Genomic DNA, 12,789 nt, shown 5'->3' on the forward strand with positions numbered 1-12,789 from the left:
TCAAACTATTACTTTAATTACGCAACGGTTTCCCTTTTAAGAGCATGTGCTGCATCCGCTGCTGTGATTTCGGTTCAGCTACAAGGCTTAGGAATGCTTCTCTCTCCAAGTCAAGCAAATATTGCTCATCCACTTCTGTACCGTATGGCACTTTTCCGCCTGCGATTACATAAGCAAGCTTCTTCGCGATTTTTAGATCATGCTCTGAGATATACCCTGAGTAGAGCATTGCCTGCGCTCCAAGCAGGAGTGTTGCATATCCTGTTTCGCCGACAACCGGCACCTTCTTCCTTACAGGAGGCTTATAGCCTTTTTTGTGCAGAGCAAGAACTGCCTGCTTTGCATCATAAAGGAGATGGTCCCCATTCACACTGATGCCATCTGCCAGGTTCAGAAAGTTATTATCCCTAGCTTCCTCGCCTGATGTTGAAACCTTTGCCATTGCAATCGATTCAAATACTTTATTGGCAACCTTTTGAAGGTCAAATTCCACACCATTTGGCATATTTTTAAGATGCTTAATGTAGAGCTCTTTGTTACCGCTTCCTCCTGGAATCAGGCCTACCCCCACTTCAACAAGTCCCATATATGTTTCGGTTGATGCCTGAATATGTGCTGCCGGCAGACAAACCTCAGCCCCGCCGCCAAGTGTCATGCCAAATGGAGCAGCAACTACCGGTTTCGCACTGTACTTAATTTTCATCATGGCATTCTGGAACTGACGGACTACCATATCCAATTCATAAATATTGTCATCCTGCGCTTCCATGAGGATCATTCCAAGGTTGGCGCCTACACAGAAATTCTTGCCCTGATTCCCGATAACAAGTCCTTTGTAGTTCTTCTCCACTTCATCCACTGCAAAATTGATCATTTGGATAATATCCAGTCCAATGGCATTGCTTTGCGAATGGAATTCAAGCAATGCAACACCATCGCCTAAATCAATCAGGTTTGCACCGGTATTTTTTTTAATTACACCTTTTTGCTTTTTAATCTGTTTCAAATTGATTGCTTTAGGGTTTTCCTCGATTAATCTGTACTCGCCATTGTGATAGAAATATTGCTTGCCTTCTTCTTCTTTATAGAAAGAATCAAAGCCTTTTTCCAGCATATCCTTTACCCATGTCGGCACTTCCTCACCTGCATCTTCCATCTTCTGGACAGATTTCCCTACTCCAATGGCATCCCAGGTTTCAAATGGCCCCAATTCCCAGCCAAAGCCCCATTTCATCGCTTTGTCTATTGCTGTTACATCATCAGCTATTTCGCCGAGTAATTGCGCCGAGTAAAGAAGAGCCGGACTCAGGATGTTCCACAATAATTGGCCTGCGCGGTCATCTGAGTATACAAGCGCTTTCAATTTTCCAGGAGTGCCTTTTTCCTGCTTGCTCAATTCCGTCGAAGCTGTCTTAAGCTTTTTGCGCGGACCGTATTCCAGAGATTCAGGATTCAGTTCAAGAATCTCTTTGCCCTTTTTCAAGAAAAATCCTTGCCCTGACTTGCTTCCAAGCCAGCCTTTTTCCTGCATAACTTTCATAAAGCCCGGAACTTCAAATACTTCCTTTTCTTTCCCGTCTACCTGGTCATAAACATTGTTTGCCACGTGTATAAATGTATCAAGCCCTACTACATCAAGTGTTCTGAATGTAGCACTTTTCGGGCGGCCAATCAGCGGACCAGTTATGGAATCTACTTCACCGATACTGTACCCGCCCTTTAGCATCTCCTGCACTGTAACCAGCAGGCCATAAGTGCCGATTCGGTTGGCGATAAAGTTTGGTGTATCTTTAGCTTCAACTACTCCTTTTCCCAGTACATCTTCTCCAAATTGCTTCATAAATGACAGCACTTCGGAAGAAGTGTTTTTAGTAGGTATGACCTCGAGAAGTTTTAAGTAACGAGGAGGATTAAAGAAATGTGTTCCAAGAAAGTGTTTTTGGAAATCTTCCGAGCGCCCTTCTGACATTGCTTCTACAGATATTCCAGACGTATTGGAGCTGACGATGCTTCCTGGCTTGCGGGATTGGTCCACCTTTTCAAAAACCTGCTTCTTAATGGCGAGGTTCTCCACAACAACTTCAATAATCCAATCGACATCCTTTAGACGCTCCATGTCATCTTCAAAGTTTCCTGCCTCAACTAACGCAATATTATTTTTGGAAGTTAATGGAGCCGGTTTTTGTTTTAATAATTTTTGGCGGTTTCCTTCACTGATTCGATTGCGGACTGCTTTATCTTCAAGAGTAAGCCCCTTTGCCTTTTCAGCATCCGTTAATTCGCGAGGCGCGATATCCAATAATAATGTCGGGATCCCGATATTGGCCAGATGGGCTGCGATCCCTGAACCCATGACCCCTGAGCCTAAAACTGCCGCCTTCTTTATTTGTTGGATCAACTTTATTTCCCCCTTTAACTTTTTTGAATGAATACTCATTCATTTTATTCTCAAAAAAAATATGCATCTCTTCTGAATGAGTTCTGTTAGTTATAACTATAAAATATTTGCAAAATTTACGCAATGATTTTAAGCGGAAATTTAAAAATGTTTTGAAATTTTTCATGGCTCAAAGTAATTTATATATTTTATGCGAAATGTAAATAGGTGTTTTGGACACTCTAAAAAGGAAACACTTTTTGTTCGTTACGGAGGTGAAAGAAATGGGAAAAATGAAAAAAGATCCTTCCAAAGCAGGAGTCAGCGCTGCAAGTGTCCAGGGAGATGCAGGTCCTACCGTTGAAAGGCAAGGGCCTAAAAAAAGGAATAGCCAAAATAATCAATATAAGCGGTAACACGCTGTTTAAAGGCTGGCTGCCGTCAGCCTTTTATAGTTTCCATTATGTATATAGGTAATTCATCTTCTGCAGAATAGCAAACGTTTTTCAGAGGAAAGATATCCTCGAAAAGAATTGAAGCTATTATAGGCTAAAAGAATTGGAGGGACAATTAATGCAACAGCAAAATATGAATATGCAGAACCAGCAGGGCATTATGCAGCAGCCTCCTGCGGTTATTTCCACTAAGGATGCTCTTTACTTAACAGATATGCTTACCTGGAACCTTCTCGCCTGTAAAAAAGCGCATTTTTACGCGCAGCAATGCCAGGACCAGGAGCTAAAAACACACTTCGAGCAATGCGGCCAAATGCATCAGCGTCACTACGAACAGCTGCTTGCTCATTTAAACCAGCAAAATCAGCAGAACTTTATGGGAATGCAATAGAAAGGAGTCTTGAAAATGAACCAGAACCAGAATCCAAATACGATTCAAAATCCCGAGACACAGGTAAATAAAACTCCGCAAATGAATGATCGGGATTTTACAAATGATATTTTATCTACAGAAAAATATATGACAGATGCATATTCTGTCGCCCTAAATGAGGCAAGCCATCAGAGCCTGTATCAGGATATTCTTGCGGCTTTTAACGAAACACAAAACCAGCAGAGAGAATTTTATAACCTAATGTTCAAAAAAGGCTGGTATAAGGTTGAAGCGGCTGACCAGCAGAAGCTTCAGCAATCTTATCAGCAGTTCCAGGGCTATACAAATCAATTGCCATATGGCAATGGTCAGATGCAATAAGAAGGAGTGCCAAACAAAAAACCGCTGTTTTTATCTCCAGCGGTTTTTTAGATTCTACAAATTTTTATTTTTTGCTTCTCATCTCTTCATTCATTGTTTTAATTTCAGCGACCAGAGCCTTCATTTCCTCTTTTGCAGAAGGGTATGTATCATTCCAGTGCTTGGCTAGAGGCGGCATGGATTTCGCAATAAAAGAGTACAGCACCCAAGCTTCAACCTTTTCCTTTAACTCCGGGGAGGTCTCTCCAATTAGGAGTTCGGTATATTTTTCAAGCAGGCCATCCAGCTGTTCCTTCAACTCCTCATTCATTGCGATTCCTCCTTTGATTAGTTCAGCTATCAATCATTGGGATAAAGCCGAAGTTTCATTTTATCCTGCAGGCCTGAGGACATGTCCCGCATCGTTTTCCGCTGCTGGTCAAATAGGAATAGCAGCATGTTTTTCTTGGCCTCACCGTTTGGCCGGTACTTTCAATCAGTATTTTAGTACTGTCAAATTTCTTTAAGGGATTCGTTTTTTCGCAGCCGAACAAATTGCCTGAAGCCTTTTCCAGGATAAACTCAAAATCTTCAGCAGCCCTTTCAGAATGTGTTTCCAAAGGCAAAATCTTCTCGTAAAGCCAGAAGAGATAAATCGCTATATTCTCCCAAAGAATTAGTTTAGAAACATTTGCTTCGTTTGCTATTCTATTCAGCACCGGAAAAATATGGCCATTAAAAAGAGTCCGCAAAGCATCCTCTCTCCATTTTTCCCTTTCCTCCTCAATTTCTTGGCCTTGAAGGTGAATAAAACTAAAGCATGGAAGCCATAGTCCATCTTTTTCCTGACTGACAAATGTTATATTTTCAGGCCTTATATCTAATTTGATGTTCCAGGATGTCATGCTATACAAGTAAATTACAGGCAGAAAGGCATATCTTTTAATTAAAATAGAAGCAGCCGTTTTCTTGTCAGTTACTCCTATATGATTTTTCACTTTATCCAGGTATGGACCTGTCTGACTCGAATCCAGCAGCTTTTTCACTTCAATTGTTAAAGGAGAACCTTCTCCTGAATCCAGGACAAGTCTGAACTGCCCGAGAGCTTCTGCCTGTTCTCCAGTTAATTTAATCATTCCTGGAATCCTTGCCCTTTTAAAATACATCTGCCCTTCCCATAAGGAATGCAAAGCGGCGTGCCGAATAATGGATCTATCGTAACCTCGCATTCCATGCCAAATACGGTTTTGACTAATCCGCAATTGATGACATGTTCAGGCTTGCCCTGAGCGAAAACCTTCTGATCCTTTATGGCAACAATATTATGGGCATAGCGGCAGGCTAAATTCAGATCATGCAGCACCATGACGATGGTACGCTCTTCAATTTCATTTAATTCAAATAATAAATCCAGTATTTCAATTTGGTGGGTCATATCTAAATACGTAGTAGGCTCATCAAGCAGAATCGTATCAGTATCCTGAGCCAACGTCATGGCAATCCAGGCGCGCTGGCGCTGTCCGCCCGATAATGAATCCACTGTCCGATCTTTCAATTCCTCCATGCCTGTAGCCTTTAATGCATTTCTGACCTTTATTTCATCTTCAGTTGACCATTGCTTCAGCCAAGTTTGATAAGGGTACCGCCCCTGTTTGACAAGCTGAAGCACTGTGAGTCCTTCTGGAGCAGTAGGGGATTGGGGCAGAATCGCCATCTTTCTGGCAACATCTTTGGTTGAAAGTTTGGCTATAGCCTCACCTTCCAATAAAACGGCACCTGATTTCGGCTTTAGCAGCCGGGCAATGGACCTTAGCAATGTCGATTTTCCGCAGCCATTTCCACCAATAAATACTGTGATTTCTCCCTTGGGAATTTCCAGGTCCAATTCATTAATAATAATGGTTTCCCCATATGACAAGGTTAAGTCTTTTGTTGCGATCGCTTGCCCTGCTGTCATTTCTGCCCTCTCCTTTTCCTTAATATCTATATCTATAGGCTATCCATTTACCAGTACGATACGAGTTTCAAGCTTTTCCAGATTATGCGTTTCTTGTCTTGAAAAGCAGGTAAATAAAGTAAGGTGCTCCAATGCTGGCTGTAAATACACCCGCCGGAATTTCAAGCGGTGAGAACAAAGTCCTGCCTATCAGGTCGGCTGCCATCACAAGGATTCCTCCAATCAGCGCAGAAGCCGGAAGCAAAGCGCCAAAAGCAGAGCCAACCAGCCTGCGGGCCATATGAGGAGCCATCAATCCAACAAAGCCTATCCCGCCGCCAAATGCAACAGCTCCGCCAATTAATGCTGTGCTGACCATGAGCAGAAGAAACCGGTATTTTTGGACTGTGCTCCCTACACCCTTGGCAATATCATCGCCAAGTTCCTGGATATTAACATTTCGTGCTAAAACAAAGGCAAGTATCAGAAACACGATGGTCCAAGGGACCAAAATTGTGACATTATCCCAATTTGAACCGTAAACAGTCCCGGTTATCCAAATATTTGCCTGGCTTGCCTGGTAAATCGGCCCAAAGACCATCATCAAGGTGGTGAGTGCCTTCATTAGGGCTGCAAGCCCGATCCCGATTAAAACAAGCCGTACTGGTGATACCCCATCCTTATAGGCGAGAAAATAAACAAGGAAGGCCAAAATAGCAGCACCCGCGAAAGCTGCAAGAGGCATCCAATTAATACTTACAGTTAATGCATTATTTTTATCACTAAAAAAAGCAAGAAATGCTACAACTGCTGCAGAGGCCCCTCCTGTAATCCCGATTATGTCAGGAGATGCAAGCGGATTTCTGATTATCCCCTGCAGGATTCCACCGGCTGCAGCAAGCGCCATTCCTACCATTAAGGCAACGATAATTCTTGGAAGTCTGAATGACTGAATGACCAGTCTATCCATATCCGAACCCCCGCCAAAGAAAACCTGCACTACCTTCAGAGGGCTGATTTTCATTTCACCCGTGCCGGCGCTGATGACAAATACTCCGGCAGCAGCTGCTGCCAATAATAAAAAAGTGATAAGTGCTTTCCGGTTTACTAAAAAAGAAATTCTATCGCCAAACAGGCGCAAGTTATAATATTTTTTCATTACTGATTGAACCCCCTTCTGGCAATATACACAAAGAAAGGAGTTCCAATTACAGCTGTCATGACGCCAACAGGAACTTCCTGCGGCATGATGATATACCTTGATGCTATGTCCGCTACAAGAAGGAGCATCCCCCCGAATAGACCCGCATAAGGAATGACCCAGCGATGATCAATGCCGACAACCGCCCGGGTTAAATGGGGAATGACAATGCCTAAAAAGCCGATAGGACCAGCAACAGCTACCGCTCCTCCTGACAGAAGCACAATAACAATGCCCGCACCCAATTTCAGCAATCCTGTTTTCAAGCCCAGCCCCTTTGCGACATCCTCGCCCATTGATAAGACGTTCAATTTCCCCGCAATGATCAGGGAAAAGATCCAGCCGGCTAATAAATATGGAAATACAGCTGCGAGGGTGTCCAGCTTCCTTCCCGATACCGATCCTGCCAGCCAAAATAGCACCTGTTCCAGGGCAGTCTCATTAATAACGAGGAAGCCTTGTGTCATCGAAGCAAACATGGCACTCATCGCTGCACCGGCAAGGGTCAATTTCATGGGGGTCAGCCCTTCCCTGCCGATAGACCCAATTATATATACGAATATAAATGAAACAGCAGCTCCCAGAAATGAAACCCATGTAAAGACCTGAAGATTACTAATTGAAAAAAGCGTTACTGTAATAACGACTGCAAATCCAGCACCTGCGTTTATTCCAAAAATTTCAGGAGCAGCAAGGGGATTCTTTGTCAATGTCTGGAGCAGTACACCCGCAATCGCAAGGCTTGCCCCTACGGCCGCCGCAATCAATGCTCTCGGCAGACGGACTGATTGAATGATTATGTGTTCATTCGTTCCATCGAATTGGGTAAAGGCTTCAAGTGCCATCTTCCAGGTTGTGTCGGTATACCCGTATACAATACTGAAAGACATTAATACTAATAATAGGAGCATAGCTGCAAATAGCCCAGCCCACCTCAGAGAATTTGTTTTTAATAGCATAGCGAGACCCTTCTTGCGTCTATTTAATAAGGTTTAGTTACATTTTCAGTCTATTGTACAGAGGATTAGCTGTCAATGAGTTTGAAAATCATTTTCAGTGATGATTTGAAAAAATTAAATGAAAATGATTTTCAATTACCTATTGACATTTTACCGTGGCCACATTACTATAAAAATGTCAAATGAAAATGATTATCATTAACAACGCGATGGAGGAGTACATAATGAAATTCAAATCTTTACTTGCCATTCTTTCAGTTTTCACAATCTTGTTCCTGGCAGCCTGCGGGAACAACAATGAACAGGATGAGACAGCTGACAAAGAAAAAGAAGGAAGCAAAACAGAAGATACAGGTTACACAGTAGAGCATGCAATGGGCACAACTAAGCTTGATAAAACACCTGAAAAGGTAGTAATTCTGACAAACGAAGGTACAGAAGCATTACTTTCCATGGGTGTTACTCCAGTCGGTGCCGTTCAGTCCTGGACTGGCGATCCATGGTATGAACATATAGCAGAAGATATGAAAGATGTTCAGGTTGTGGGAACAGAAAGCGAAGTCAATGTAGAAGCAATTGCAGCGCTGCAGCCGGACCTTATCATCGGAAACAAGATGCGCCAGGAAAAAATCTATGATCAATTAAATGATATTGCCCCTACTGTTTTTGCTGAAACATTGCGCGGAGACTGGAAGGAAAACTTTGAGCTTTACGCTAAAGCACTGAATAAAGAAGAAGAAGGCAAAAAAGTCCTTGCTGATTATGACAGCCGCATCCAGGAAATCAAAACAAGCCTTGGCGACAAAATAAACCAGGAAGTTTCCATTGTCCGCTTTATGGCTGGAGATGTCCGCATCTACCATAAAGATACCTTCTCTGGTGTAATCCTTGACCAAATCGGTTTTGCAAGACCTGAAAGCCAGAATGTTGATGATTTTGCAGAAAAAAATGCTACAAAAGAGCGAATTCCTGCCATGGATGGAGATATCTTATTCTACTTCACATATGAAACTGGCGACGGTGAAGCAAGCCAGCTTGAGAAAGAATGGATTGAAGATCCACTATTCAAAAACTTAAAGGTATCCCAGGACGGCAATGTCCACAAGGTTAATGACACAATCTGGAACACTGCCGGCGGAGTCATAGCTGCAAACCTGCTTCTGGATGATATCGAAAAATATTTTTCCAAGTAATCTCAACTCGTGATTGCGCTCCCATAATACCCCCTCTTTTATAGGAGCTCAAATATATTAAAAGGAACCTGAACCAACCAGGTTCCTTTTTTATTTTTCCATATTACATTTTCCCGATCTTACCTGCCGTACATCCAAACCCTTCTTTTTTTATTGCCTTCCATTCATAAGTTTTCCAAAACCGGCAACAATAAGCGTAATGCCGAAAATGATGGTGATTTTCCTATGAGAAACTGGTTGAAAAACAAACGGATTAAAGAGGATATCCAGCATAAGGATTGGGAAAGATCCTTGATTAAATCCAAAGACTTCAAAAAAATATTTTATTATAACCAAAAAACAAATGTGCGCTTTGGACTTACTTTCATGGCTACTTTAATTGATGAAAATATTATTCAGGATGGTGTTCTCCCTAATCTTCTGGAAGAAGAATTCCGGGAAATAGAGGATATTAAGCAGCTTGTCCCTGTGGCCGATGTACAGATTTGTGATGACCCTTCTCTAATCGAACAAAAGCTTTTAAATGGCTACGTCATGCTGACGATTGAGACAGAACTTAAACATTTCGGCTTTATAGCTGCGCAAAAAGAAATCGTCAGGGGGTTAAGCCAGCCTGAAGTTGAATTTTCGGTTATCGGCCCTAAAGAAGCTTTTGTAGAGTCAATGGGCCAAAATTTAAACTTAATCAGGAAACGTCTTCCGGTAAAAGAACTGATTATTGAAGAGTTTAAGCTAGGAAGCCTGTCAAAAACCGCTGTAGCCATGCTTTATATGGAAGATATCACAAATGAGGATAATGTAAATACTGTCAGGCAGAGACTTACAAACGTGAAGTTTGATGCCATTACAGACAGTTCTTATATTGTACAGCTGATTAGTGATAACTCCAATTCCCCTTTTCCTCAGCTGCTTGATACGGAGCGGCCTGATAGGGTCGCGGGAATTTTGGCAGAGGGAAAAATAGCCATTGTGGTTGACGGCTCACCCCTTGTGTTAATCACACCAACCACGCTTGTTGAATTTTTCAGTTCTTTTGAAGATTATTTTTTAAATTGGATTTTGTCTTCTTTTTTCCGGCTGATCCGGTTGTTCGCGGTTGCGTTTTCAATTCTCATTACACCTATTTATGTAGCAACCCTTTCATATCATTATGAACTTATTCCAAAAGACTTGCTGAGCACATTAATTACATCAAGACGGGAAATTCCGCTCCCTCCCATTTTGGAGGCATTATTTCTGGAGCTGACCATTGAACTGCTGCGTGAGGCAGGAGCCCGCCTTCCGACCAAGGTTGGCCAGACAATCGGTATCGTTGGAGGAATCGTAATCGGGACTGCATCTGTAGAAGCAGGCTTGACGAGTAACGTCCTGCTCATTATTGTAGCTCTCGCCGCTCTCGCCTCCTTTACAACACCTGTATACAGGATGGGCAATACGATCCGCCTGCTTCGCTTCCCTTTCCTGTTTTTTGCAGAACTATGGGGCCTGCTCGGGATTGTGTTTTGTTTCTGTGTACTGCTGACTCATTTAATAAGGCTGACTTCACTTGGAAGGCCATTCCTTGAGCCGCTCTATCCGCCTCGGGTTATGGATATGAAAGATGCCCTTATCAGGCTTCCATTTGAAAAGCAATCCAAAAGGCCGATATTTTTACGGACAAAAAATCCAATCCGTTTCAGTAGGAAAAAGGCCAAAGAGAAAAAAGATATCGACGAGTAATGCCCAATGTACCAACTTAAGTGGAGGTGAACCAGATGAAGGAACAGCCAGTACCAGAGAGATTGCAGATATCTCCCTTTTTAGTATTTTACTTGGTCATGTCCATGCAAATTGGGATCGGTGTGTTAGGCTATCAGAGGATTATCGCAATGGATGCAGGATACGATGCCTGGATCTCCATATTATTTGCCGGCGCATGCATTCATGTAATTGTTTGGATGATCTATAAAATTGGCGATACCGTTGGCGGCGATATTGTAACAGCACATAAATACGTCGTGGGTAACTTTCTCGGCAAGGCACTCTGCTTCATTTTTATTGGCTATTTTATCCTGTATTCCTTAACAGTAGTAAGGACATTTATTGAAGTCATACAGGTTTGGATGTTCCCTGAATTAAGCACTTTCTGGTTCTCCTTCGGTTTTATGATTCTTTGTGTTTATATTATTTTTGGAGGATTTAGAACGGTAGTCGGTACAGCCTTCTTCGGGCTTGTTCTGCCGGCTTACCTCCTCCTCACATTCGGCTGGGCGATTAAATTCTCCAACTTTTACAATCTGTTGCCCATCTGGGATCATTCCATTAAAGAACTGCTTACAGCTTCTTATCATATGTCCCTTACTTTCATTGGGTTTGAGATCATCCTTTTTTTCTATCCATTTATTAAAGAACCAAAAAAATCGCAGAAATGGGCTCATCTGGCCGTATTAACAACTACTCTTATTTACACTATTCTAGCCATCATTACTTTTGCCTATTTTTCTGAAGACCAGCTGGCTAAACAAATTTGGGCCAGCTTAACGATGTGGAAAATAGTTGAGATGCCCTTTGTTGAACGATTTGAATATATCGGGATAGCCAACTGGAACTTAATCATCCTTCCTAATGTTTGCATTTCCATTTGGATCGCCTCCAGACTTATTAAAAGGGTATTTAACATCCGCCAGAAAGTGGGAGTGTTTTTTGTTGTTGCAGCAGTGCTTTCCGTTATACATTTTCTGGACACAAGAGAAAAAATTAATATGCTTAATAACTATGTTGGAAAAATGGGATTTGCTTTTACCTTTCTTTATATTCCTTTGCTTTTCGCTGCTGTAATGATCGCCAAGAAGCTAAAAAAGGGGAAGAAGAAATGAAGAAGCTAATACTGCTCTGTCTCGTCTTGCTGCTTTCCGGCTGTGTGGATAAAGAAATACTAGATGATATTAATATTGAAGTAGGAGTGGGCTACGATTTAGCAGATGATTTAAAAGACAAGTATAGAGGTACTGTATTATTTCAGGAATTTCAGCCTGATAAAAGTGTGATTAATCGGACATTTTCTGGAAGTGGAAAACTGCGCCAGGACCTTCTGCTCGAAGTGACTAAACAATCATCAGAGCCAGTCGTAACAGGAGGGTTAAAACTGGCAGTCTTTGGACCTGAACTTTCCAAGAAAGGAATTTATGATCTTGTAGATTCCTTTCAAAGAGACGCAAGTATCGGAGCACGTGTATTTGTTGCAACTTCGGAAGGGAAGGCAGAAGACATGTTAAATGGTGAGTATGGAACACGAGGAAACTCAACCTACATCTACAATCTAATCCAGCATAATATTGAACATCGGGATATTCCTAAAACCAACTTGCATATCCTAGCCAATGATTATTACCAGGAAGGCAAGGACCCATTTCTGCCGCGTCTAAAAAAATTAGATGATGATAAAGTGGAAATAGCCGGCATCAGCCTTTTCAGCAAGGATAGGGAAGTAGAGGTCCTTCCTGTGAAAGACATGTTCTTTTTTAAATTGCTGGTCGATAAATATAGCGAAGGAAACTTCGATGTTAAGTTAAAAAAGGACGAGTTAGCTGCTGTAAAGAGTTTAAGGTCCAAGCATAAAATTAAGATAACTGATCATCATGCTTCCATAACCATTAACATTGAAGGGATTATTCGTGAGTATACCGGAGATAAGTTAGCATCAGAGGTTGTTGGCGCCGTTCAAAAGAAACTGGAGAAAAAGGTCGAAAAAGAATGCCTCAGACTACTAAAACAGTTTCAGGAACTCGGAATTGATCCAATTGGGCTCGGCCAAATGAAAAAATCCAAGCATCGGAATTTTGATTTTAAAAAGTGGGAAGATGATTATAAAACGCTGAGTTTTGATGTAAAATGCAATGTAACAATTGAGGAAACCGGCGTAATTGAGTAAAAGAGCGGGCTTTCACAGCCCGCTC

Annotated in this window: 13 protein-coding genes; 7 read left to right on the forward strand and 6 right to left on the reverse strand. The window is 42.0% G+C overall.

Going from position 1 to position 12,789, the window contains the following annotated elements:
• Positions 1-13 precede the first annotated feature (13 nt).
• The gene (locus AC0VZ9_RS23905) at positions 14-2,395 is read right to left on the reverse strand and encodes a 3-hydroxyacyl-CoA dehydrogenase/enoyl-CoA hydratase family protein (protein ID WP_475397522.1); all 2,382 of its coding nucleotides are present in this window, start codon (positions 2,393-2,395) and stop codon (positions 14-16) included.
• Between the two features lie 266 nt (positions 2,396-2,661).
• On the opposite strand from AC0VZ9_RS23905, the gene AC0VZ9_RS23910 reads away from it, so the two are divergent.
• The 3 genes from AC0VZ9_RS23910 (at position 2,662) to AC0VZ9_RS23920 (ending at position 3,586) form a co-directional block, all read left to right on the forward strand.
• Entirely contained in the window at positions 2,662-2,793 is a 132-nt protein-coding gene (locus tag AC0VZ9_RS23910) for a YuzL family protein (protein WP_019383262.1), read from the forward strand.
• A 157-nt stretch (positions 2,794-2,950) separates the two neighbouring features.
• Positions 2,951-3,223 (forward strand): hypothetical protein, encoded by a 273-nt coding sequence (locus AC0VZ9_RS23915; protein ID WP_009331749.1) that lies wholly within the window; start codon positions 2,951-2,953, stop codon positions 3,221-3,223.
• A gap of 15 nt (positions 3,224-3,238) precedes the next feature.
• The gene (locus AC0VZ9_RS23920; protein WP_009331750.1) at positions 3,239-3,586 is read left to right on the forward strand and encodes a spore coat protein; all 348 of its coding nucleotides are present in this window, start codon (positions 3,239-3,241) and stop codon (positions 3,584-3,586) included.
• A 64-nt stretch (positions 3,587-3,650) separates the two neighbouring features.
• On the opposite strand, the gene AC0VZ9_RS23925 is transcribed toward AC0VZ9_RS23920, so the two are convergent.
• The 5 genes from AC0VZ9_RS23925 to AC0VZ9_RS23945 form a co-directional block, all read right to left on the reverse strand.
• Positions 3,651-3,896 (reverse strand): DUF2573 family protein, encoded by a 246-nt coding sequence (locus AC0VZ9_RS23925; protein WP_019383264.1) that lies wholly within the window; start codon positions 3,894-3,896, stop codon positions 3,651-3,653.
• 55 nt (positions 3,897-3,951) lie between these two features.
• A complete protein-coding gene (locus AC0VZ9_RS23930; RefSeq protein ID WP_475396788.1) occupies positions 3,952-4,701 on the reverse strand; it encodes an IucA/IucC family C-terminal-domain containing protein in 750 nt (249 codons plus the stop codon).
• A complete protein-coding gene (locus tag AC0VZ9_RS23935; RefSeq protein ID WP_475396789.1) occupies positions 4,698-5,522 on the reverse strand; it encodes an ABC transporter ATP-binding protein in 825 nt (274 codons plus the stop codon). Before AC0VZ9_RS23935 ends, AC0VZ9_RS23930 begins: the two co-directional genes overlap by 4 nt.
• Before the next feature lie 82 nt (positions 5,523-5,604).
• Positions 5,605-6,660: a FecCD family ABC transporter permease gene (locus AC0VZ9_RS23940; RefSeq protein ID WP_475396790.1), complete on the reverse strand. Its 1,056-nt coding sequence runs from the start codon at positions 6,658-6,660 to the stop codon at positions 5,605-5,607.
• Positions 6,660-7,661, reverse strand: a complete 1,002-nt coding sequence (locus AC0VZ9_RS23945) for a FecCD family ABC transporter permease (RefSeq protein WP_217026108.1) — start codon at positions 7,659-7,661, stop codon at positions 6,660-6,662. The genes AC0VZ9_RS23940 and AC0VZ9_RS23945 overlap by 1 nt, the downstream gene beginning before the upstream one ends.
• Positions 7,662-7,885: 224 nt before the next feature.
• Between AC0VZ9_RS23945 and AC0VZ9_RS23950 the strand changes: the two genes are divergently transcribed.
• The 4 genes from AC0VZ9_RS23950 to AC0VZ9_RS23965 all read left to right on the forward strand — a co-directional run bounded on the left by AC0VZ9_RS23950 (position 7,886) and on the right by AC0VZ9_RS23965 (position 12,764).
• Complete coding sequence (locus tag AC0VZ9_RS23950) at positions 7,886-8,854, forward strand: ABC transporter substrate-binding protein (protein ID WP_251175019.1); 969 nt, start codon at positions 7,886-7,888, stop codon at positions 8,852-8,854.
• Positions 8,855-9,079: 225 nt separating this feature from the next.
• Entirely contained in the window at positions 9,080-10,573 is a 1,494-nt protein-coding gene (locus AC0VZ9_RS23955; protein WP_475396791.1) for a spore germination protein, read from the forward strand.
• Between the two features lie 35 nt (positions 10,574-10,608).
• Complete coding sequence (locus tag AC0VZ9_RS23960; protein WP_009331758.1) at positions 10,609-11,709, forward strand: GerAB/ArcD/ProY family transporter; 1,101 nt, start codon at positions 10,609-10,611, stop codon at positions 11,707-11,709.
• Positions 11,706-12,764, forward strand: a complete 1,059-nt coding sequence (locus AC0VZ9_RS23965) for a Ger(x)C family spore germination protein (RefSeq protein ID WP_251175018.1) — start codon at positions 11,706-11,708, stop codon at positions 12,762-12,764. The genes AC0VZ9_RS23960 and AC0VZ9_RS23965 overlap by 4 nt, the downstream gene beginning before the upstream one ends.
• Positions 12,765-12,789 lie beyond the last annotated feature (25 nt).

The sequence above is a fragment of the Cytobacillus sp. QJM3NY_8 genome (assembly GCF_056173585.1).